24 protein-coding genes are annotated in these 23094 nt (G+C 46.7%); 8 read left to right on the top strand and 16 right to left on the bottom strand.

The annotated features are described in order from the left end of the window. Positions 1–141 precede the first annotated feature (141 nt). Positions 142–1236 carry a DUF3048 domain-containing protein gene (locus tag MKY16_RS04525; RefSeq protein ID WP_340954310.1) on the bottom strand — a complete coding sequence of 365 codons (1095 nt, stop codon included), beginning with the start codon at positions 1234–1236 and terminating at the stop codon, positions 142–144. Between the two features lie 248 nt (positions 1237–1484). Between MKY16_RS04525 and MKY16_RS04520 the strand changes: the two genes are divergently transcribed. Next, the gene (locus MKY16_RS04520) at positions 1485–2003 is read left to right on the top strand and encodes a DoxX family membrane protein (protein WP_340954308.1); all 519 of its coding nucleotides are present in this window, start codon (positions 1485–1487) and stop codon (positions 2001–2003) included. 215 nt (positions 2004–2218) lie between these two features. Continuing rightward, on the top strand, positions 2219–3142 hold the full coding sequence (locus MKY16_RS04515) for a hypothetical protein (protein WP_340954306.1): 924 nt from the start codon (positions 2219–2221) through the stop codon (positions 3140–3142). Positions 3143–3214: 72 nt separating this feature from the next. Here MKY16_RS04515 and MKY16_RS04510 read toward each other — a convergent pair whose 3' ends face one another. The 3 genes from MKY16_RS04510 to MKY16_RS04500 form a co-directional block, all read right to left on the bottom strand. Further along, positions 3215–4006, bottom strand: coding sequence for a dioxygenase family protein (locus MKY16_RS04510; RefSeq protein WP_023987081.1), 792 nt, complete (start codon positions 4004–4006; stop codon positions 3215–3217). A 92-nt stretch (positions 4007–4098) separates the two neighbouring features. Next, positions 4099–4923, bottom strand: coding sequence for an alpha/beta hydrolase (locus MKY16_RS04505; RefSeq protein ID WP_029517128.1), 825 nt, complete (start codon positions 4921–4923; stop codon positions 4099–4101). Between the two features lie 271 nt (positions 4924–5194). Then, on the bottom strand, positions 5195–5494 hold the full coding sequence (locus tag MKY16_RS04500) for a hypothetical protein (RefSeq protein ID WP_029517129.1): 300 nt from the start codon (positions 5492–5494) through the stop codon (positions 5195–5197). Positions 5495–5691: 197 nt separating this feature from the next. Here MKY16_RS04500 and MKY16_RS04495 point away from each other — a divergent pair, with 197 nt between their 5' ends. After that, on the top strand, positions 5692–6123 hold the full coding sequence (locus MKY16_RS04495) for a hypothetical protein (protein WP_340954302.1): 432 nt from the start codon (positions 5692–5694) through the stop codon (positions 6121–6123). 161 nt (positions 6124–6284) lie between these two features. On the opposite strand, the gene MKY16_RS04490 is transcribed toward MKY16_RS04495, so the two are convergent. From MKY16_RS04490 to tlp, 9 genes are all read right to left on the bottom strand, one after another. After that, entirely contained in the window at positions 6285–7232 is a 948-nt protein-coding gene (locus MKY16_RS04490) for an ABC transporter substrate-binding protein (protein ID WP_340954301.1), read from the bottom strand. Positions 7233–7295: 63 nt separating this feature from the next. Further along, positions 7296–8321 (bottom strand): FecCD family ABC transporter permease, encoded by a 1026-nt coding sequence (locus MKY16_RS04485; RefSeq protein ID WP_029517132.1) that lies wholly within the window; start codon positions 8319–8321, stop codon positions 7296–7298. After that, positions 8321–9406 (bottom strand): FecCD family ABC transporter permease, encoded by a 1086-nt coding sequence (locus MKY16_RS04480; protein ID WP_318628218.1) that lies wholly within the window; start codon positions 9404–9406, stop codon positions 8321–8323. The genes MKY16_RS04485 and MKY16_RS04480 overlap by 1 nt, the downstream gene beginning before the upstream one ends. Positions 9407–9607: 201 nt before the next feature. Continuing rightward, on the bottom strand, positions 9608–10582 hold the full coding sequence (locus MKY16_RS04475) for a glycoside hydrolase family 43 protein (RefSeq protein WP_029517134.1): 975 nt from the start codon (positions 10580–10582) through the stop codon (positions 9608–9610). 222 nt (positions 10583–10804) lie between these two features. Next, the gene (gene ilvA / locus MKY16_RS04470) at positions 10805–12091 is read right to left on the bottom strand and encodes a threonine ammonia-lyase IlvA (RefSeq protein WP_039272546.1); all 1287 of its coding nucleotides are present in this window, start codon (positions 12089–12091) and stop codon (positions 10805–10807) included. A 210-nt stretch (positions 12092–12301) separates the two neighbouring features. After that, positions 12302–13141: a carbohydrate ABC transporter permease gene (locus tag MKY16_RS04465; protein ID WP_340954297.1), complete on the bottom strand. Its 840-nt coding sequence runs from the start codon at positions 13139–13141 to the stop codon at positions 12302–12304. Between the two features lie 3 nt (positions 13142–13144). Beyond that, positions 13145–14107 carry a carbohydrate ABC transporter permease gene (locus tag MKY16_RS04460; protein WP_340954294.1) on the bottom strand — a complete coding sequence of 321 codons (963 nt, stop codon included), beginning with the start codon at positions 14105–14107 and terminating at the stop codon, positions 13145–13147. 27 nt (positions 14108–14134) lie between these two features. Beyond that, positions 14135–15427: an ABC transporter substrate-binding protein gene (locus MKY16_RS04455; RefSeq protein ID WP_069012873.1), complete on the bottom strand. Its 1293-nt coding sequence runs from the start codon at positions 15425–15427 to the stop codon at positions 14135–14137. Between the two features lie 240 nt (positions 15428–15667). Then, entirely contained in the window at positions 15668–15892 is a 225-nt protein-coding gene (gene tlp, locus MKY16_RS04450) for a small acid-soluble spore protein Tlp (RefSeq protein ID WP_013308822.1), read from the bottom strand. Between the two features lie 170 nt (positions 15893–16062). On the opposite strand from tlp, the gene MKY16_RS04445 reads away from it, so the two are divergent. Continuing rightward, the gene (locus MKY16_RS04445) at positions 16063–17259 is read left to right on the top strand and encodes a chromate transporter (protein ID WP_165149941.1); all 1197 of its coding nucleotides are present in this window, start codon (positions 16063–16065) and stop codon (positions 17257–17259) included. A gap of 91 nt (positions 17260–17350) precedes the next feature. Here the strand turns inward: MKY16_RS04445 and MKY16_RS04440 are convergent, their stop codons facing one another. Then, entirely contained in the window at positions 17351–17977 is a 627-nt protein-coding gene (locus MKY16_RS04440) for an alpha/beta hydrolase (protein ID WP_340954290.1), read from the bottom strand. A gap of 212 nt (positions 17978–18189) precedes the next feature. Here MKY16_RS04440 and MKY16_RS04435 point away from each other — a divergent pair, with 212 nt between their 5' ends. Both MKY16_RS04435 and MKY16_RS04430 read left to right on the top strand, forming a co-directional pair. Next, positions 18190–18501, top strand: a complete 312-nt coding sequence (locus MKY16_RS04435) for an autorepressor SdpR family transcription factor (protein WP_029517140.1) — start codon at positions 18190–18192, stop codon at positions 18499–18501. Continuing rightward, positions 18498–19151: an SdpI family protein gene (locus tag MKY16_RS04430; protein WP_209949967.1), complete on the top strand. Its 654-nt coding sequence runs from the start codon at positions 18498–18500 to the stop codon at positions 19149–19151. Before MKY16_RS04435 ends, MKY16_RS04430 begins: the two co-directional genes overlap by 4 nt. A 91-nt stretch (positions 19152–19242) precedes the next feature. On the opposite strand, the gene MKY16_RS04425 is transcribed toward MKY16_RS04430, so the two are convergent. After that, positions 19243–20067, bottom strand: a complete 825-nt coding sequence (locus MKY16_RS04425; protein WP_318628212.1) for an aldo/keto reductase — start codon at positions 20065–20067, stop codon at positions 19243–19245. A 44-nt stretch (positions 20068–20111) separates the two neighbouring features. After that, positions 20112–20405, bottom strand: coding sequence for a putative quinol monooxygenase (locus MKY16_RS04420; protein ID WP_013308817.1), 294 nt, complete (start codon positions 20403–20405; stop codon positions 20112–20114). A gap of 161 nt (positions 20406–20566) precedes the next feature. Between MKY16_RS04420 and MKY16_RS04415 the strand changes: the two genes are divergently transcribed. Both MKY16_RS04415 and MKY16_RS04410 read left to right on the top strand, forming a co-directional pair. Then, positions 20567–22240 carry a sensor histidine kinase gene (locus MKY16_RS04415; RefSeq protein WP_340954287.1) on the top strand — a complete coding sequence of 558 codons (1674 nt, stop codon included), beginning with the start codon at positions 20567–20569 and terminating at the stop codon, positions 22238–22240. Continuing rightward, positions 22233–22961, top strand: a complete 729-nt coding sequence (locus MKY16_RS04410) for a response regulator (protein ID WP_340884395.1) — start codon at positions 22233–22235, stop codon at positions 22959–22961. Before MKY16_RS04415 ends, MKY16_RS04410 begins: the two co-directional genes overlap by 8 nt. Positions 22962–23094: the final 133 nt, after the last annotated feature.

Raw genomic sequence — 23094 nt, 5'->3', positions numbered from 1 at the left:
TAGACAACCTTTGCTATCTTATCACACTCATCAATGTTTTTGTAATGTTTGTAAAAGCAAATTTCATGATATACGTATACAGTGCCCGACATATAAGCTCATTATCCGACAATTTTTTCCTAAAAAGGTGTAATTCGTTTTCTAATTCGCTTCTATGGTTACATGTTCCTTTAGTGGCGTATCTGCAGGCACCACATGTATATAGGATGTACCTGGCGTTAACGGAATTTCAACCCCATTCTTCATAAAACGAATCGCATCACCTGGCGTATGTTGCCACTCAGCCTGTATTAACTGTCCTTGTTGAAACACCATGGCCTCTCCGCTGCCGTCCAGTTCAACACTTAATCTGCCTACATCATCCAACGTTCGATGCCTGGTGCTCATCACAATGACATTGGCTGCTGAGAGCTGTTGGTTATTATTTTGATCCACATGTGACTTTTCGTTCACAAAACGCTTATATTGTTGATCCGCTGGATCATAGGTGTAAGATACCCGGTAGCTTTTAAGCAAAAACCGGATTTGTAAAGATGTTGCAGTCTCGTCCACCATAACCGGGGTTTCGCCGGATTTAAGGTAAGAATTTACTGGAACGTCCGTATGCGTAGCATACCCTTTACTATCGCTTCCTTTGCGCAGTCTATTCACGTCCGTGTATAGATTATGCGGAGGACGACGATCTTTGCTTCGCCAGAAGTATGCCCCTCCATTTGAAATCTCATCTAAATGTTCCTTCCGCTGCTGCTGTAAAATCGCATAGGCATCTGTGCTTCCCCCTGCGTGTATCGGCAACGCACCATAAGTTTCGCCCAGCTCAATCAAATACGGACGAATGCTACGGACTGGACCAATCTTTACATCTCCGCCATGACTTTGGAAAAAAGCGACCAGACGGGTAATTCCGCCTTCTGCAAGAACTTCATATACCATATCTGCCTGACTAAGTCCTGCCTGCGGACGTGCTGCTGGAGCATTGTTAATCATGACAGCGAGCGGTCGCTCCAAAACTGGCTGCTCCACTGGAAGACCGGTAAGCGGAGCTGTAAATGTCGGAGTAGACTGCTCCTTCGGCGGTTCAAGCGCCTCCTTCTCTGTTTTTTGCTTGGTCGGTTGGGCAACGGGTTCAGTATCTCCCGTATTGGACATAGCAGAACAAGACATCAGCGTCATGCATAACAGAGCTGAGGCCAACACACGCAACCAATGATTTCGTTGGGAAATGGGCCCGGACAAGTTCATCCCTCCACTTCGTTATTTTTCTCATTATAAGCTTTATTTCCTGTTTTTGTCTTGATTGAAGCATGACCTCTCTATAGAATACTTATCTGAAGACATTAAAATTTTAAAAATATTCAGACTTTGTGATTTTTATCACAAATAACTGTAACTGAACCTACTACAATAAAGGTGTAGCAAAGATGATCATCCCAACAAAATGAAATACAACCAACATTATAGATTAAGAAAGAGGAGTGGTTTGAATGTTTAATAGCTGGTTACGTGAGAACAAAGTCGCAATGTGGTTGCTGACTGTCGTACGGGTTTATCTAGGTTATGAATGGATGACTCACGGACTTGAAAAGCTGACAGGTGGATTCGATGCAGGCGGATTTATCTCGGGGGCCATTGCTAAAACAGGTGGAGACCATCCCGCTGTACAAGGCTGGTGGGGATCGTTCCTCGAAGCCTTTGCCCTGCCGAATGTAGGTTTGTTCAACGTCCTGATCCCGTTGGGTGAGTTCTTGGTCGGGGTTGGCCTGCTTCTCGGTACATTGACTACACTGGCTGCTTTGATGGCCATGGTTATGAACTTCTCGTTCCTGTTCTCGGGTACAGTAAGCACCAATGCAATCTACCTGCTGTTTGAAATCTTCCTCGTAGTTGCTGGCGCAAATGCCGGAAGAATTGGCTTTGACCGTTGGGTACTGCCCTTCCTGCGTGGACTGTTTGCTAAAAATAAAGATACCTTTCCAGCGGACCCTAGTCGAAAAATAGCTTAAACATCCCCCAAATAACCGTTATCCTCCAGGATAATGGTTATTTTTTTGCGCTGTTATGCTCACAAGGAGGATTTTAGCTCCTCCTAACTCGGACTCTTTTATCGGATTCATTATCCTCCCCAAACGTTTACAAGTTGGATACAACATGGAATGCTCACGATACATTTACCCTATACACTACAGTTACATCAAAGAACGTAATGGAGGGTTATATCATGAAAAAAATCACCAAAGCCTATCTCATGCTCGCAGCAGTAACTTTCACAGTGCAGACTATGGGATCGGGATATACGGCATCAGCCAAAGCGGCGACGTCTACTACGACATCTCAGGCAGAAATTGTACAACATATCTCCAAGACCTTCGAGCAGCTACTAGGCCAACCCGGCAAGCTATCTCAGGCATTCACTTATTTGCAAAAGCATATTCAATCCATTCCAGCTTCTCAAGCTACCCTCATGGTGCTTCATCTGGAAAATGCACAGAACCAGCAATTGGATTCCTATGCACAGAACCTATACCCGACCTCTGTTCAAACCAAAATAAATCAAATCTATAAACCCGGTGATTCGTTCACAAATGTAATCAGCCGTGCCAGCGATGCGAACCTGAAAAAGTTGCTAACTCAAACAAGAGATGCCGGCTACAAACTTGAAACCGCAGAGGGCATGTATTACCCAATCATCAACTATGAAAAATATAAAGTATTCGGGAAGCACACCACGGCAGATATCCGCAGTTATATTGACATCATGTCGATGGAATCCGGACAGGCTGCTACCAAGGATGCCGCGCTCCGTATCGGCTATCAACAGTTAGCCGGACGAGTGCTGGCACAGGAATTGTTTTTACACCAATATCCACATTCCAATCGTACACAAGCTATAAAAAAATTGCACGATCTGTACTTTTTCTATACTTTCTACGGCACGAACAATACGCCATTATTCGATTATGATACCGGGAAGATTCATCCGAATGCCAAAAAAGGGTATCAATGGTTCGTTCAACGTAATATGGATTCGAAGAGCACCTACATTCAAAAGCTGAAAGCATTTATGACACTGTTGGATCAAAATGGAGATCAACGTACTACGCAGGTATCCACTTGGCTAAAAAAGAACGTGCCTTCTAATTAATCGAAGACGCAAAAAACACAAAAGAACTTCCATTCCCACACAGCATGTGGATTCGGAAGTTCTTTTTTACATTTACGTATCACTTTCTTGACCAAAAGCCCAACAATTGAGACTCAGCGAGCCAAGGACATACGACTGAAAAAGCTTATGCGCGGAGCGCTCATGATCCGCAGCCCCCATCGCATAAAACAAAGGTGAAAAATGCTCTATTCCATAAGAAGGTACCGCCTGTTTGGCGTATGGAGCCTTCTTGTCATATTGGAATAAGTGACGTAAATTCCAGTCTTGAAGCTGCTGTGCAATCCAGTCATCATATTGAACGGCCCAATCGGCTGGCTCACTCGTCTGCTTGAGTGTCCGCAAGTTGTGGACCAATCCGCCGCTACCGATAATCAAAATCCCTTGTTCTCGCAACGGCGCCAGCATCCGTCCAATCTCGTATTGCTCTTGAGGAGCGCGCCGAGAATCAATAGATAACGGTACGACCGGTATGTCCGCATCAGGATATATATGCCGCAAAACCACCCATGCTCCATGATCCAGTCCCCGGTTCCGAACCGGCTGGTGGAACAAGTTATGCTGACTGAACAGATGCTCTATCTCCTCATACAGCTTTGGATCGCCTGGTGCAGGGTAATCGATTGAGTACATTTCTTCAGGAAAGCCATAGAAATCGTGCAACGCTGCATGCTGATCATCCGCGCCAATACATTGATCGGGGCTATCCCAATGCGCGGAAAAAATGACAATTCCTTTGGGTCGGGGCAGGCTCGCGCCCAGCTTTGCAAGAAAGCTGGTATATGCGTTATTTTCTACAGCCAGTGTCGGTGAACCATGCGCAACAAAAATTGAGGGTAATGTCATCGCTGCCAACCTCCACACGCCAGTATAGTGTTACTCTTCCATTTTACTCCGGCGGAGGCGCAATTTCCAATACAATCCGTTACACACTGAAATCAGATCATCCAGTGCTGCCAATCACGTTGAATATTTTCCTGTTCATCCAGCCATTCAAGCGTCCGATCAATGAGCCGTTGCCGCTCTTTACCTGACGAGAAAGTGTGATCTCCCTGGAAAATAATCTCTTTATCACAGCGTCCCTCTGGGCGCATCCAGAATATCTTTTGAAACAGAAATGCATAATCGACAGGAATAATATCATCCGAGGTTCCATGAATGACGAGCACATCCCCGTTAAATTTAACGGCCTCCTGGAACGGCTGAAATTGAGCTAACGACTCAAAGTAAGCAGGCGTAAACTTATAGCCCAAATAATCGGCATGACCAGTTTTAACAGACTCATCGTACACGCTTCGCTCCGTAATTTTGACGATGTCATTGAACGGATAGCCCACTGCTGACCAAAGGACCAGATTTTGTACTCTCTTGTCCCGTACGGCTGTGAGAAGGGCAACCGCGCCCCCCAGACTGTGACCGATCAGCGTCACCTTGGTCGGGTCAATGTCCGCACAATTGACGGCGTAATCCAATACGGTACGTGTCTGATTAATCATGGACTCGAGCCCCTGCTTGCCGTATTCACCTGTGCTTTCCCCACAACCGGCAAAATCAAAGCGCAGGACAAAATATCCCCCTTCGGCCAGTTCACGCGCAGTCTTGACGAATAATCGATCTACGCCGATACGATTGCCTACAAAACCGTGACATATAACAACGAGGGGAACTCGTCTCTGACGCTCTCCCTCATTTGTACGGTTTGGATAATGAATTGTTGCGGCCAGCTCTTCATGTTCAAAACGAATTCCAATTTGCCGTTCCATCCTGATTCCCCCTGTTTCAAGCTTCACTACACATTTATGATTTCGAACTCATATAGTAACGTGGAATATCCATCCAGGATATTCATTTACTTTAATTCCGATAAGTTTAATAAGTTTTATAGTAAAGTCAGTCTATCATCGCCCTGCTTCCTTGTCAACCTGTCAGTTCACATCGTTAAAAAAGTAAACAAATAGCGCTCCCCGATGCGATTCCGGAGAACGCTATACTACACTTATGTGAGTGAATCCACTACATTTAAAGTGACATTCGTTATTCGTAGCTGTTCCTGAACATTTGGTGGGTCTCCGTTCGTCCTTCCCACTGCAGTTTACAAGAGTCGCCGTTATGTTCATCCTCATGCCACAGGCTGCGGTAGTTCTGTGCACCTAGCTCACCTGCAAATTCTGTATCCTCAGCCACTTCGATATCGTCCACTATACGGTACGTTGGAGATGTTCCTTGAACGCTCCGGTGACTCACATTTGTAGACGAGGCCGCCCCGCTATTCCCATTCGAAGCGTTTCCCAGTCGTTTTTGGACTAAATAATCTGCCTGGTTCTCCAGTTTCATGATGCCACATCCTCTCAACGTTTATATTCAGGTTGCTCCACGTGCTCACCCTCTATCCAGTTTGAGGAGAATGCAACGGTAATATACATGCTAGAGATAAAGTCTTTTGCCATCCGACGCTTCCTCACGTATACTGTCTTTGTTACGAAATGGCGGTTCCATCAGCTTGGAATACGCTCATAAAGCAGGAGGAAGCAATGAATAAAGCAAAAAATTATACGCTTATTGCATGGGTTGCCTTGTCCATGTTTTTCTTGACACAGGCGATTATCGGATGGTTTGTCACCTTTACAGGCGGAGATCTCAAACCCTTTGAAGAAATCAGCCTATCCACTCTTATCATCATCGCCGCAGGAGCCATTCTACTCGTTGAAGCCCTGATGAATTTTATGGATCGTCCCGAAGAAGGCGAGGAGATACAACATCCAAACCCCGTCCCCGTAAAGCCCCAGATGAATCTTAAATCCATCTTGATGTATGTTGTTTTAGTTGTCGTGATTCTTGTCGCCGGACTAGCGCTGCGCAGTGTACTGCCAGTATTCAGGATCTCACCTTGGGTAAATTTAATTCTCGCCGCCATCGGCTTTATTGGACTCAAACCGATTTTTCTGCGTAAAAAACGTTCATAGCCCGCAATTTTCATTATATGGAGCTGCCCCATTTTGGGTCATAGCAGCTCCTTTTCATTTCGATCAGGCAATCGACTTACAGCTGGGGTGTGCGCCAAAAAGCCGTATTCCTGGCCTGCAAGAAGCTGCATGGAGGAATACGGCTTGATATATTTTAGAACTTATTTGGAAAATAGTTGTTCTGCATTATCCAGAGCCATTTTGTGTCCCATTGCGGAATAGTCCAGCCAAGGCTGTCCGTCCAACATGTAGACATGCCCTTGCTTCACCGCTTTGAGACCTTGCCATACTGTGTTTCCTTCCAGCTGCTTGTATACCTTTTGGGCATCCGCGCCTTTACTGATGATAACAAGAATCGCATCGGCATCATAATCCGGTAAAACCTCTTGGGAAACCACCTGATAAGCCTTGTCGATCTTTTCTACATCTTTGGCTGGCTTCAAGCCCAAATCCTGATATAACAGCGGTCCTACCGGACGCTTCATCCCCATAACACGAACCTCTTTCGCCGTCACACGTATAGCCATAACCGTTCCGTCCCCAATTTTTGAATGAATCAGCTTTTTGACTCGTTCCCTCTGTGTATCATAGTCTTTTAGAAATGCGTCTGCCTGTGCTTCATGTTTGACCATAACGGCTATTTTTTTCAATTGATCTTTCCATGTGCCTTCATCCAGATCAAAAACGTCGGTCGGCGCAATTTTTTCAAACTTGGCCACATCGGTTCCCGAATATTTTTTGTCTAAGAAAATATGATCAGGTTGAAGCTCCAGTACCGCTTCCATATCCGGATCAGTGACAACACCTAGCTTACGGGTACTTTGAAGACGATCTTTTACATGCGGTAGAAAATCCTTCACATCTCCGCCAATGACCGAACCAGCCGGAGTAATGCCCAATGCCAGCAGGTTGTTCGTCAAATGAATTGACATCGAAGCAATACGCGAATCCGCACTAATGGTTGTCTGCGCACTGTCCGCCGCTTTCGTATCGGCAGTCTGTTTGTCGGCTGCTTGTCCGCAAGCAGATAGCATGATCATGCATACAACAAGAGTTGTGACTACCCATGAACGTTTAAAACCTGAACCCTCAAATCTGTGTTTTCTCATGTTTATTCTCTCCTATGCTATAGAACTCTACATTATAATGATCATTATAGAAGGCTTCTTCTGTCATTTTGTTCGGGACAACAAGAATAGAAAATACGGAGCTCCTACCACAGCAACCACCACACCTGCGGGAATCGCATTTGGCTGAAACACCGAACGCCCAATCGTGTCGGCGGTGACCAGAATGACGACCCCGACCAAACAGGCTACTGGCAGCAAATGCTGGTACATCGGCCCAACCAGACGGCGAGCCAGATGAGGCGCAATCAGCCCGATAAAGCCGATGCCTCCGGCCATAGATACACTGGCACTAGATAGAGCCACAGCTGCGCCTAGCAGTAATAGGCGCTGGCGCTTCACACTTGTACCGATTCCAGCCGCGGTCTCGTCACCCAACGACAGGTTATTCAGACTGCGCGTCTGCGACAGAACGTAGGGTAATACAATGACTAACCAAGGCAGCAAGGCTGCTGCATGTATCCAGTCCCGGCCCCAAACGCTGCCAGCCAACCAACGTGCGGTAAATGCGTATGTATCCTCATCCAGCCGTAAGGACCAATACAGCGTTATAGCGCTAAGGCCCGAGGCTACACCGATACCGGACAAAATCAGACGCACGGGCACGATTCCTCTGTTACGGCTATAGGACAACAAAACAATCAGCACCGCCGCAATGACACCTCCTGCAAAGGTAAACAAGGGGATCAGGACGGCGGCCGAACCGTCCAAGTCGCGAAAAAAGCTAACGAACATTACCAGTCCCAACGCAGCCCCTGCATGAAGACCGAGCACTCCCGGATCAGCAAGTCCGTTCCGCGACAAGCCTTGCATGACCGCCCCGGCTGCGCCTAGTCCCGCTCCAGCCAGCACCGTTACAGCAATACGAGGCAGACGATACTCGAACAGAACGATATGATCACGTCCGCTGCCACCGCCAAACAACGTATCCAGCACGCGTAGCGGTGGAATACGAATCGTTCCGGTATTCAAACCCAAAACAAGGACGGCAAAGCTGATTCCCGCCAATACCAAACAAACGAGCCAAGCCTTTTTCGTTCTTGTGTCCCCAATCCCTAAAGAGCGACTCACTATAAATCCCTCCTTTCCTTACGGGCGAGAAAGAGGAAAAAGGGTACTCCGATAAAAGACACCATAATTCCAATAGCTAGCTCCTCTGGCGGATTTGCCATTCTCGCTCCCAAATCTGCCAGCACCAGTAACACGGCTCCCAATAACGCAGACAGCGGCACGATCTGGCGATAATCCACACCGATTAGCTTGCGAGCGATATGTGGGATAACCAAACCTACAAAGCCGATGGCTCCAGCAGCCGATACAGAGAGTCCGGCCAGTACCACTACGGTCAGCAGACCCAAAAGCCGAATGCGCCTGAGATTCAACCCAAGGTTTAACGCCACCTCATCGCCCATCGAAATCAGCGAAATAGAACGTGCCAGCCCCATAGACCAGGCGATCACAATAAGCAAAATCGGTGCAAGAATCTCAAGCTGCGACCATTTGATCCCGGCTACACCCCCCGCATACCAGAAGGCTAAATCCTGACTTAAATCAAAATAAATCGCAATCCCCGAAGTCATGGAACCTAACAGGGCAGCCGTCACAGCTCCAGACACCGTCAGTCTCATAGGTGTCAATCCACCAGGCGCAGATGCTCCCAGACCAAATACCAGTAAGGTACTCATTAGCGCCCCCAGGAACGACAATACTATTAACGTCCCATAAGGAAGATCGGGAAAAAAGGCAAAACTCACTGCAACTACAAACATCGCTCCTGCGTTAATGCCCAGCACACCTGTATCTCCCAGCGGGTTGCGCGTAATGCCCTGAATCAGAGAACCTGCAACCGCAAGCGCAGCTCCAATAACAGCTGCACCGAGTACACGCGGCAATCTCAACTCATGAATGATCTGATGTGTCATCAGCGAACGATCATAGTGAAATACTGCCGACCACACGGTGCTTACGGTCAAGTCCTTGGCTCCGAGAGAAATGGCGGCGAATATGGCCAAACCCAACAATACAGCCGAAGCTGTGAACAACAACGCCTGCCGAATCCTACCCGCTCGAAGTACTGGACGTGCTGTTATGACTACTTCAGGAACTGCCCTCTCTGTCCGAGCTGTATGTTTGTCCATGCTGTCTTTAGACTGCATTTGATGAGGTCACTCCCTCCGTACCTGAAAAAATCATTACGTTTTCCAAAATGATAACGATAATGATAATTATTATCAACTTGATACATAATAGCATGTTTCTATGACATTGCAAGCCAAAAACTGTTCCCCATAAGAGGAACAGTTTTTGAATATATCTATATGATTTTACTACATAGGTGACTCCAAACGGTCCTCTCTTTAGTACGTAGGCCAGCCTGCCGAATCCCATTTTAAATCACTAATCAGAAGTTTTGGATTTCCTTTATCAGTGGCATCATAGGCATGACGCGCAATCACACTGTTGTTATAGACGGATTGGCCGCCCGGTCCCTTCCAACGGTCATTCCCCGCATCCAGTATCGTTCCGCCACCGTCCATCAGGCTTTTGCCGCTCTTGTCCACATACGGTCCAGTAATACTAGTAGAGCGACCGTAAATAATCTTATAATTACTATCTACGCCTTTGCAGCAGTTATCAATGGAAGCAAACAGATAATAATACCCATCGCGGTATGTAACATGGGGCGCTTCCAAACCACCCGCCGTACGCTTGGCGATAGAATAGATCTGCCCCGTAGGCTTCATCGTATTCTTGTCCAATCGAGTCACTTTCAAGCCTGAATTCCATGAACCAAAGGAAAGCCACGGGTTACCGGAAGCGTCAATGACGAGATTCGGGTCAATCGCATTATAATCGTTGGCATCCGTCGTACGCAGCACGAGTCCATCATCTCTCCAGCTCCCCGCGCCAATGCTTGTTGCTGAAGTCAATCCAATGGCCGAAGTGCGTGACCCAAAAGTAGAAATGGAATAGTAAACCCAGACACGTCCATTGTACTTCTGAGCGTCCGGTGCCCACACATCGTTAGGCTTTTGCTTAGGTACATACGATTTCCACCATGATGGCGGCGACAGGAATATTTGCGGCAATCTGTAAAAATTGCGTCCGTCGTCCGATCTTTGAACCTGTATCCCCTGCCCTGTGGAGAAAATATACCAAGCGTTGCCTTCTTTCGTAATGGACGGATCATGTACTGCCACATCACCAGTTAACGCCCAGTGCTCTGCGGATGCAGATGGCATCACTGAAAGTAACAAAGCAGCCGAGGTTACAGCAGCAAACGCCGTTCGGGTCAATTTACTCCGTACTGATTTTTTCCATGCTTTCAACATTTCTTTCGCACCTCCGAATGAGTATCTTATAATGAAATTCAGGTGACACACCTATTACATTAGTGTTTATACTTATGAAGTTACCCATATATTAACCTATCACATTCTGTTTTGTAAACGCTTTATTTCAAATAAAAAGAAATTTATAAACTACGCATAACGCTTTACATACGAGGATTTTGCAAAATCCTGATACAAAAAAAGGAGCCCGCAGGCTCCTTTTCAAATTAGCATATTAAATAGATTTTCGTTTTTATTCAGTTCCGTATATTTAAGCCCCTTGCGGTTCATTCGTTCAATTAAAGGAAAATAGTCTTCCTTGTGGAACAGCTCAATGCCGACCAGAGCTGGTCCATTTTCCTTATCATTCTTTTTCGTATATTCAAACCTAGTAATATCGTCGTCCGGTCCAAGCACATCCTGTAGAAACTCACGCAGTGCCCCAGCTCTTTGCGGGAAATTCACCATAAAATAATGCTTCAGTCCTTCGTAAATTAGGGACCGTTCCTTAATCTCCTGCATTCGATCTATATCGTTGTTACCACCGCTGACGATACAGACAACCGTTTTGCCTTGAATCTGCTCGCGGTACAGATCAAGTGCTGCAACAGGCAGTGAACCCGCAGGCTCCACAACAATCGCATTTTCATTATACAGCTCCAGAATCGCGGTACATGCTTTACCTTCCGGTACCTTCACAATATCGTCCAAGGTATGTTTACAAATATCGTATGTCAGCTGACCCACACGCTTCACCGCAGCTCCGTCAACAAACTTGTCTATTTGATCCAGTGTAACCACCTTGTGTAAACGCATCGCTTCCGTCATCGACGCCGCGCCAAGGGGTTCCACACCAATTACCTTGGTGGATGGACTCACGGTTTTAACATACGTACCTACGCCTGCCGCCAAACCGCCGCCGCCAATCGTTACGAACACATAATCCATAGGTGTATCTAGACTCTCCATCACTTCCATCGCAATCGTACCATTGCCCGCAATAATTTTCGGCTGATCAAACGGATGTATGAAGGTCATTGCCTGTTCGCTACACACCTTCATGGCCTCATCATAGGCATCGTCAAACGTATCTCCAGTCAAAATGACCTCTACACTGTTTCCCCCAAAGCGACGAACCTGCTTCACTTTCTGATTAGGCGTTGTACTCGGCATAAATATTTTACCGTGGATACCAAGTGCATTACATGAAAAAGCCACACCTTGCGCATGATTCCCTGCACTCGCACACACGATGCCTTTTTCCATTTGTCCGGGAGTCAAGCTACGAATCATGTTGTAAGCACCACGGATTTTAAAGGACCGCACGACTTGGAGATCCTCTCTTTTCAGATACACATTACAGTTATATTTGGCCGATAGGACGGCATCCCTCTGTAAAGGTGTACGTACAATCACCTCACGCAGCATATGATGCGCCCGTACAATATCCTCCATGCCAACGGTTGACGCCATGGCCGGGTCAGTTTTCTGGGTTTCTGTTGGTTCCATAGGTTCTCCACGCTCCGCCTGAATATTTCTGTATTTGAAATCTTTCAAATATCATACCACGTTACCCATAGCTTGTGCAGATGATAGCATGAAAATGAGAATGAAAATCAATCGAATCTAAAAAAAGGCAGACCGGGATCAATGCCCGATCAGCCTTTTCTGACGTTGCACATTTCTTGTATTCAATCGCTCCATTGAATACCTTTCCGATTACCCTTTTACTCCACCTGCCGTCATTCCTTCAATAAAGTAACGCTGGAAGAATAGAAACACGACCAGAATCGGTAAAATAGCCAAAACGGAGCCCGCAATCAGCACATCATAATTGTTGCCATATGGCGTCAGCAGACTGGACAGTCCAATGGGCAGTGTCAGCATGTCGTTGGTCCGCAATACAATCATCGGCCACAGGAAGTTATTCCAACTGTTCATCGCCTGCAAAATAGCCATTGCCGCAAATGCAGGCGCCATTAGAGGCATCATAATGCGTACGAAAATTCCATATTCTGAGCAGCCGTCAACCCGCGCAGCATCCATAAAATCCTTGGGTACTCCACTCAAATATTGACGGAAGAAAAAGATTGGGATCGGCGCGACGACGAAGGGTAGAATTACACCCCATACTGTATTAATCAGCTTCATGCCGATCATTAGCTTGTAGAGCGGCAGCATGATAATTTCTACCGGAATCATCATTACAACCAGCACCAGTGTGAAAATCACATTTTTCAATCTAAAACGGTACATCTCCAGACCATAGCCCACCATCGCGGACAATATCAGACATAACACCGTAAACAAGACGGTAATAACAATACTGTTCCAGTACCATTGAAAATAATCCGTCGTCCCCTGAAAGATGAACGCATAGTTTTTCAAGGACATGATGTCCCACTCCAGCTTAAGATTCAAGCCGTAGCGCAACAGCTCCGTAGATGGCTTGAACGAGGCAAGCGTCACGGCAAATAGCGGAAACAGGGCAAACCCGGAAAACAGAATGAACAGGACAACGAGCAATGCGGATAATGAGCCTTTTTGTTTCTGAGCCATCGCTTAATCCTCCTTCCGGAACATGCCGAAAAATTTGAGCTGGATCAGGTTCAGCACGAGTGTAAATACGAGCAATACAATGCCCACCGCAGCTCCGAAGCCCATACTGTTCTGCTCCAGACCTTGGCGATAGAGATAGCCAACAATCGTTAAACCAATATCGTTCGGGGAGTTATTTCCGTTCCACAACATGTAGCTTTCCGTGAACATGGACAACCCCGCATAAATGCTAATCGTAAATACGTAGATCGTCACTGGTTTCAGCATAGGAATCGTAATCCGCCAAAATGAATCGAATCGACTGGCTCCATCAATCTGCGCAGCTTCATACAACTCGGGGGGAATGTTCTGGAGTCCCGACATGTAGTACAGCATATTTACGCCCAACCATCTCCACAAGGCCAGCACGATCAACGCTAAAAAGCCGGTGTTGGCGTTCATTAGCCATTTATACGGCTCCAGACCGAAGACCCCCAACAGGGAGTTCATCAGCGAACCATCCAATTCCCCGAACATGAGGCGGAAGATCGTTCCTGCTACCACCACCGAGGTTAGTGCAGGTATAAACATCACGGAGCGAAACAACCCTCTGCCCGGCATTTTAGGCGAATTCAGCAATACTGCCAATACCAGCGGCAGAGGAATCAGCACGACCAGTGTAAGCAGCGTGTACAGGACGCTATTCCATATCGCCTTTCCAAACGTAGGATTGATTAAGTCCTTATAATTTTCCAGTCCAACATAAGTTGTTATCCCTGGCAGGACTTCCTGGAAGCTCATAATGACCGTCGAGATGACCGGATAGGCAAAAAATAGCGCAAAGGACAGTAAAAATGGAAGGACAAACACATACGGTGCCGTACGACTGGAATGAATAAATCGGCTCCATTGGCTTCTGGCCGGACGCTGAGTTTTTGGCGGCTGACCTGTCGGTACATTAGCGTTCGTATGAACGGGCGTTGCCATGAATCTCACTCCCTTTCCTGTTGGGGTCTATCTCAGTTCATCTGCTAGCTCATGCAGCACCGTGGCTGGATCTTCGCCACTCTGTAGTGTCCGATAAAGTATTTTATTGCGTACAGCACTGGCGATGTCAGGCGTTTTCGGTCCAATATGCACCGCATTGATCTCATCTTTGACTTCGATCAGCGTGTCAAAAATATTTGTTCCGAAATACTCCGTAAATTTGTTTTTGGCTTTGGCTTCCGGCATTGTCCACACTTCACTGCGGATGGGATCAAACCCTAGCTGCTTCCAAATCTCCACATTCCCTTGCTTGGACAGCTTGGCAAAGGCTAGAAAACGCATCGCCAGATCCTGGTGCTCTGATTGGTTCGTGACTACCGTTCCGGTTCCGCCCATACCCGCTGAGCGATAGCCGCCTTTTTCCCACGCCGGCATGGGTCTGATGATAATTTTACCTTTCAGGTCAGGCATGTAATCCGTAAAACGCCCCATGTACCACATCGGCATCCATACCGAAGCAGCCCCGCCTTTGTTCATAAACCCGTAGTATTCCTCCATATGATGCCCGCCGCCCGGTGAGGGAATAGCGACTTTGTCTTTTACCATCTGTTGAAGAAACTCAAGTGTTTTAATATTGGTTTCGTTATCCAACGTCAACTCGCCCTTGTCATCCAGAAAATCTGAATTTTGCTGGGAGATCATCGGCCAATAGCTCCACAGGTCATTCGTTTCTAAGGTCGCCATTGGCTTGCCTGTTTTCGCAAGTACTTGCTTGCCTGCAGCAGCATAGTCTGCCCAGGTGACGATGGAATCCGGGTTTACCCCCGCCTGATCCATAATCTCTTTATTGTAATACATCACTTCGGCCCCAACGTGGAAGTCAATGCCGTAATATTTACCGTCTTTGCCGTAAATCTGTACTCTGGAAGGTACAATGTTATTGATCTCGGGGTCAATCACCGGATTGAGCGGGACCAGTTGCGGTATCCCTTTGAGGAAATTACCGATCTTGTTCACCTCGATATCCGCGATATCCGGCGCTCCCACCCCCGATTGCAGCGCAATCGACAGCTTGCTGTGATGGTTGTCATAAGGAAATGTATTCGCTTTCAAATTAATCAATTCATCAGGGTGCTGTTGGTTCCATTGGTCAGCCATTTGCAGAAAAAACTTCTCATGCAGTTCATTGAACGTCCATAATACAAGTTCTGTTCCCGGCCCTTCCTTTTCATCGGTCTTGAAAGAACAGCCTTGCAGCAGTCCAGCCATCAAAACCACCGCCATAAGCATCAAAGCCATGCTTTTTCTTCGCAGCAGCATATCCTTCCCCCTTCGCATGATGAAATCCTAATTCATAAATGATTGCGCTTTCTTTTATTATTTAACATCAATACAAATTAGTTTACAACAACATTATTTATAAAATTTTTATTTTCAACGAAGATTAGCGTCTCCACTGCATTATAGGGGGCAATTGAAATGAATACAGTTATGATGATTTTTGCATAAAAAAGAGGCCCCACCCGAATTAAAACTCGAAGTTGGGCCTCTCTATTTTTACTACTCTTGGGAATGAGCTGCTTCGTCCTTCACTTCTTCGCGAAATGATCTAATACTTTCTTTACGACGATTATTTTTTTCTTCGATCTGCTTACGTTCCTCGTTGCTGATTTCAGAGGAAAATTCGTTCAGATATCCTTCAGCTTCATGCAGGTTCTGCTGTGTGTTCTGAATACTTTGTTGCAAGTGTTCAACATTATCGGCTCGATTATCTGGTTTTGCCATTCCTTTGTCGCCTCCTAATCATGGGGTCGCTCAGTAGAGCGCTAATCCGTAGCTTGATCGCTATCGGATCATTTTATGCATGCCTGAGCCAAATTAATAAAATGGAGTAATTTAGATTACATTATTCAGTTATATTAAAGTTAGAAGATATGAGAAAAGGAGCCCCGTTTATGGAAACGAATAAGCAAGAGCCGCTAAGGGGACAATTAGCCACTCTTCTTCAAGTGCTGATGGTGTCCGCAAAATTAGGACTCACTTCCTTTGGAGGACCGATTGCACATATAGGATACTTCCATGATGAATACATACGTCGCCGAAAGTGGATGGATGAAGCAAGTTACGCCGATCTTGTAGCCCTCTGCCAGTTTCTCCCTGGTCCTTCCAGTAGTCAGGTTGGCATTGGAATTGGGGTTGTAAGAGCAGGATTACTTGGAGGACTTGCTGCCTGGATTGGTTTCACACTGCCGTCGTTTCTTGTGTTAGTTGCGTTTGCTTTCTTGCTTCAAGGATACGATATAGCGAGTGCGGGGTGGATTCACGGATTAAAGATCGTAGCTGTTGCGATTGTGGCCCATGCTATTCTAGGTATGGGACAGAAGCTGACGCCTGATCGGGATAGGGCGACAATTGCCGTGATTTCCGCCGTGATTACGTTGTCCTGGCATACAGCTTACAGTCAAATTCTAATCATTGTTACTGCTGGTGTTATCGGGTTATGGCTTTTTCGAAAGCAAGAGGCGGAGATTACGTCCAATCTTCAAATTGCGATTAGCCGAACTTTTGCGGTCTGCTCCTTGATTGTATTTGTTGCAATGCTTGTGGCACTTCCGCTTCTTAGATCCTCAGAGGAAGTGGGATGGTTAACGCTGTTCGATAGCTTTTTTCGTTCAGGCTCTTTGGTATTTGGTGGGGGACACGTGGTATTGCCGCTTTTGGAGAGGGAAGTTGTTCCAACTGGATGGGTTAGCCGAGAGAATTTCTTGGCAGGTTACGGAGCTACGCAAGCCGTTCCAGGGCCGTTATTCACCTTTGCAGGTTACCTTGGAGCTATGGCCTGGGGGTTACCAGGAGCGATGATTGCTACTCTCGCCATTTTTTTGCCAGCATTTCTTCTTGTTGTCGGCGTACTTCCGTTCTGGAATAAATTAAGAAACAGTCCGAAAATCCAAAGGGCTTTGGTAGGAGTGAATGCAGCTGTGGTTGGTATTTTGCTGGCTGCGCTGTATGATCCGCTTTGGACTACCGCCATCCTGAAGCCAATAGACTTTGCTCTGGCGGTCATTTTGTTTGTGATGCTGGTTTTTTGGAAGCTGCCGCCCTGGGTGGTAGTTCTTGTGGGGGCAACTGGAGGAATGCTGCTAGGATAAGAGCCGACAGCCTACAAGCAGTCGACTCTTTTGGGCAATGATTTTAACCAGGTTACTCGCCCTATCCTCAACATTTTAACTTATCCGGTATTTAAATCTGCTCTCCACTCAGATTAAAATGCTTTCCAAACCATTGGCCTGCGGCGGCAGCTTCTGTACGGGTCAATTGATGACCATTGCGTTCCCAATATGCTTCCACCTGCGCTCCGGCTCCCTCCAATAATGCTTGCAGCTCCCGGGATTCCGAAGTCGGAACAATCGGGTCATTTTCACCGGAAGACAGAAATACAGGGACACCGTTCAATTCAGGCAAGTCCAGCCCACGCAACGGCACCATTGCATGGTGCAAAATAGCTCCGCGTAACGCTTTTGCATCGTGAAAGAGCATGCTGGCGGCTATGTTTGCACCATTGGAATAGCCCAGAGCCACCACGTTATTACGGTCAAAATCGTATTGCTCTGCAGCTGTGTCCACAAATTCGCTCAGTTCTTTGGTACGAAATACGAGATCCTCAATGTCGAACACTCCTTCTGCCAAACGGCGAAAGAAACGTGGCATCCCATTTTCCAGCACATTTCCTCTTACGCCTAACACAGAAGCTCCCGGTGCTACCATCTCAGCCAAAGGTATTAGGTCTTGTTCATTCCCGCCTGTACCATGCAACAGCAAAATAACCGGGGCTTGCGGATCATTTCCTTTACGAAAGACGTGTTCCATATCTATTCCCTCCTCTAATTAACTTTAAATTAAGAATCTTATTTTTGTATAAATTGATTATAGCCCATTTCACTACTTTATACAAACATAATTGACCTCGTTAATTTTTTCTAAAATGATGTCTTGTTCCATTGACATGTAGTATAGCTGTATTTTACTATGGTGTTAGATATTTAGAATATTATCTAAATATCTAAAGGAGGAAATGTATTTTGAACGATGCCTTCAAAGCTTTGGCTGATCCGACCCGGCGTACAATCTTGCAGCTTTTAAAGGAAAAAAGCATGAGCGCAGGCGAAGTAGCTGAACATTTTCAAATTAGCAAACCCAGCATCTCCCACCATCTCAATATCCTAAAGCAGGCTGGGCTGGTGCTGGATGAACGACAGGGGCAAAACATTATATACACCCTGCATACAACGGTTGTGGCGGATGTCATCGGTTGGATGTTCAGTATAGCCCACTCCGATACCCCTGCCAGGAAAAATGTGAATCATATTAAGGATGGGGAGGAATCTGAATGAAATTTCGAACACCTTGGAGCTTGACGGATGTTTTGACAACTTTGATTGCCTTATCACCCGCCATAGGCGCTATACTGCTGTACGACCGGCTTCCCAATGTTCTAGTCTCGCATATTAACTTTAACAATACAGCAGATGGGTATACGAGCAAAAGTGGTTCTATTATCATGCTCGTGTTGTTGGGCCTAGTCCCGCTGGTCATTCGATTGGCACGCCACATGGACCCCAACAGAGCAAATTTCGAGAAATTTGCTAAAGCCTATGAGGTTACGCGTGTAGGCACTTCGCTCATTCTCGCTATAGCCGGTTGGGGAATGCTGCTGTATAACCTGAATATACGACTGCAAATGAATGCTATAATTTTAGGGTTAATAGGCCTGATGCTGATGGTGATGGGGAATTATATGACTCAGGTACAGCCGAACTATACGTTCGGTATCCGCACGCCGTGGACTCTGTCTAATCCCGAGGTATGGCGTAAAACGCACCGTTTCGGGGGGCCTATGATGATGCTTGGCGGTGCTTCAGCGTTGGTGGCGGCATGGATCGGTGGAATGGCCGGAGTAGTCATTTTCCTAACCGTACTGATCATATCCGTTATCTCTCCTGTACTCTATTCTTACTTGTTGTATCGTAAGCTAAACAAGTAAATAGACAAAGCCACACCTGAACCTAAAAAAGGAACCTCCCAAACCGCGATAAACGCAGAATGGGAGGTTCTTTTTACAAGTGAATATTTATTTAAAACAACAGCTTATCGGGATGGGTGCCTACACGCTCATCCAGATGAAGACCATTAATTCGGTCAATATCCTCAGTCGTTAGTTCAAAATCGAACAAATCGGCATTTTCGCGGATACGATGCGCGGTAACCGATTTGGGAATCGTCACAATCCCCCGATCCAGATGCCAACGCAAAATGACCTGCGAAGAGGTTTTACCGTATTTGGCAGCAATCTCAACGATGTCCGCTTGCTCGGTTAATTTCCCCTTCATCAGCGGGCTCCACGATTCTAGCTGAATCTGGTGCTCCCGGCAGTATTGATGCAGCTCTTGTTGTGTCAGACGTGGGTGAAGCTCCACTTGATTGATGACAGGAACCATGTTGCTATCTTGGAGGAGGTCTTCGAGATGGTGAACTTGGAAGTTACTAACGCCGATAGCGCGTACGCTTCCTTCTTCATACAAGCGTTCAAATGCTTTCCAGGTTTCCTTGTACTTATCCTTACCAGGCCAATGAATGAGATACAGATCAATGATATCCAGACCCAGCCGCTTACGACTTTCCTCAAAGGCACGCAGTGTTGAATCGTAGCCCTGATCCTGATTCCATAGCTTGGTGGTTACAAACAGATTTTCTCTAGCCGCTCCACTATCACGAATGGCTTGTCCAACCAGTTCCTCGTTGCCGTAGATCGCCGCTGTATCAATGTGACGGTAACCGACCTCAATAGCTGTTTTGACCGCTTCGTAGACCTCATTACCTTCCGCCTTGTAGGTACCAAAACCAAGCCAAGGCATCTGAACTCCGTTATTCAGTACAGTTGTATCTGCAATGTTCCCCATGTCTATTCCTCCTGTTCCTGATTATGAATTATCCAACGGGATGGTTACAGTTTAGTTGCATCCTGAAAAGCATTCACTTGAAGCGGAGCAGCCAACAATTCTTTAGCGGCGGCAACAAATGCCTGGAAATGGGCAGAATTATTATGGAAATCTACAGCAGCAGCATCTTTCCACTCTTCAACCATCGTAAATGCGTTGGGATCATTCAGATCCTGCATTAACGTGTAACGTACATTGCCTTCTTCAGCTTGGGATGCGCTGATCAGCCCTTGGGTTTGTTGCAAAAAAGTTTCTCTTTTCTCAGGTAAAACTTTCATATCGGCATGAATAATAATCATATTATGTTCCTCCTCGTATTATGTAACTATTTCTATTATAGACCATTCTTTCGATAGAATAAAAGTGCGGGCGTTTCTGTAATGCAGTAAAATGGATCGTATGGAGGAGATTATCGGCTGATTCGTTCCTCCTATATTTTGTTTAACGGCGGTGAAGGCATGTGCGTTTTCAGACAAAACTTATAGTATTTATATCCCTTTTAGTACTGGTAGTTACCGGGCTGTTGGGATTATCCCTTCGATATATGATCACCTCCGCTCTATATGATGAAATCGGAGAAAGGGCGCTCACCGTCGCCAATACCCTCGCCGTAGATGCGCAGGTCATAGACGCTCTGGAGCAGACCGAGACGACGCAATTGCGTTCACGTATCAACGAGGTCATAAAGCCCGTCCAGGCCAGTAGCGGCGCTGATTTTATTACTATTGCTGATCGTCATCTCATCCGGCAGTGGCATGTAAACCCGGAGCGCATCGGCACGCCTATGATAGACCCCATGAATGATAAGGTACTGCAAGGGCAGTCCTTTATCACGGAATCGACGGGCTCTCTTGGACCGTCACTGCGCGCCAAAACTGCCGTTTATGATCAGCAAGGTAAGGCCATCGGGCTCGTCTCTGTAGGTTTTTTAATGACAGATGTGCAGCAAAATATTCGTACATACACATATGCATGGCTCTGGTTAATGGTGGGCGCGCTGATGATCGGCATATTGGGAAGCCTGGTTATAGCGCAAAGGGTACGACGCGCACTGCATGGACTGGAGCCAGTAGAGATCGGACGGCTGTACCAGGAAAAGCAAGCCATTATTGAGTCCATCGGCGAAGGAATTATTGCGGTGAATAGCCATGGACAAATCACACTTGCCAATCCACAGGCAGCTCGCTTGATCGGACTCCCGTCGGAAACCTCTATCTACGGATGCGACCTTCGACATTTGACGGGTGTTCCGGATGTACTGGTTGATATGCTTGTTGCCGATTACACAGTAGAGCATTCAACGACGGGGCCAGATCAGGGACAGTACATATGGAATGAGGAAATTGAGGTCCAGCAGCGAATTGTAGTCGTCAGCCGTGTGCCGATCCAGGATCGTTCCGGTCGCATCATGGGCACGGTTGCCAGTCTGCGTGACAAGACCGAACTGCTCCACATGACACAACAGTTGACAGAGGTCAAAGATTACGCGGAAGTACTGCGATCACAAACACACGAATACGCCAATCGGCTGTATCTCATATCCGGCCTGATTCAGTTGGAGTGTTATGACGAAGCAGTGGACTTTATCACACAGGAGTCAGAGGAATATCGTGTACACAGGCCGATTGCCACAGCTCTCCTGCCTGATTCAATCATCGCCAGCCTACTGATCGGTAAGAAGAAACAGGCACTGGAAAAAGGGGTTTTACTCCATTCTGATATTAAAGGAGCATTCTCAACCCAGTCTCCTACGTTGGAGTGGTCCTTTCTCGCTTCCATAGCCGGAAACCTGCTGGACAATGCCATGGAAGCTGTTGCGATGTCCTCCTTTTCTGACGGACAGGTCTGGTTCCGGCTTGAAGAAACGACTGAAGCCATCATCGTCGAAGTTGCAGATAACGGATCGGGAATTTCGGACGATATCCAAGAAAAGCTGTTTGTCAGAGGAGCTTCGACGAAAGCAGAAGCAGGACATGGATATGGCCTTGCTCTCGTGCTGGAGTACACTGAACGAATGGGCGGCTCTATAGAAGTGCACGAACGGCCTGGTGGAGGAAGTATTTTTGAGGTATACATTCCTTTACATAGAACAGATACGAGTAATGATGCAAAAGGAGATTACACGCATGAATGAGCGGGTTTTATCGGACATTGAGGTTCTTATTATTGAAGACGATTCGCGAATTGCGGAGATTAACCGCCGATTTATTGAAAAGGTAGACGGGTTCACCGTATGTGCAATCGCGACGAACGAATTTGAGGCAAAACTTCAACTGGACGTGCTCCGTCCTCCTCTAGTCGTGCTGGATGTTTATTTTCCTGATACGGATGGTCTAACCCTGCTATCGTTCATCAAGCAACACTATCCAGGTACAGATGTTATTATGCTGACCGCCGCCAAAGAAGCTGAAACAGTGGTACAAGCCGTTCGAGCAGGCGTGTTTGATTTTATCGTAAAGCCGCTTATATTCGAGAGATTGCGTGCGACCTTGGAGGAATATGCCCGGTTTCGGCGACAAATCACAACATGGCAAGAGGAACAATCCACAGTCGAGCAATCTGAAATTGACAGTTTGCTTCAAAGCGCGGGCACCGGTCGGATGGCGGGGAACGGAGTCGGAGAACTATGGGCCAAAGGCATCGATAAAGTAACTTGCGACAAAGTGCTAGATCTCCTGAATCGACGGGGTGAGGTGACTACAGGTACAGTGGGAATTGAGTTGGGTATGAGTCGTTCTACAGCCAGAAGGTATCTGGAGTATTTAGTGGAAAGTGGCGACGCGCACCACGATCAGGTGTACGGAACCGTCGGCAGACCGGAGCGTATCTATCGCCGACAGCGGAGGGATGTATAACCCACCCAACTCTGATGTCCTGGTACTTTCCCCTCCTCCTATTCATAATTTTATTGAATTTAATTCACTTAATCGATCAAAACGGTTTAAATGACCACATTATTTACGTCCTCCTTCCCGATTGCTAGAATGA

Origin of the sequence: Paenibacillus sp. FSL L8-0641, from assembly GCF_038006265.1 — a bacterium.
GTDB lineage: Bacteria > Bacillota > Bacilli > Paenibacillales > Paenibacillaceae > Paenibacillus > Paenibacillus polymyxa_D.
The sequence above is the reverse complement of the archived record's forward strand: the minus strand, read 5'-3'. Positions and strand labels throughout refer to the sequence as shown.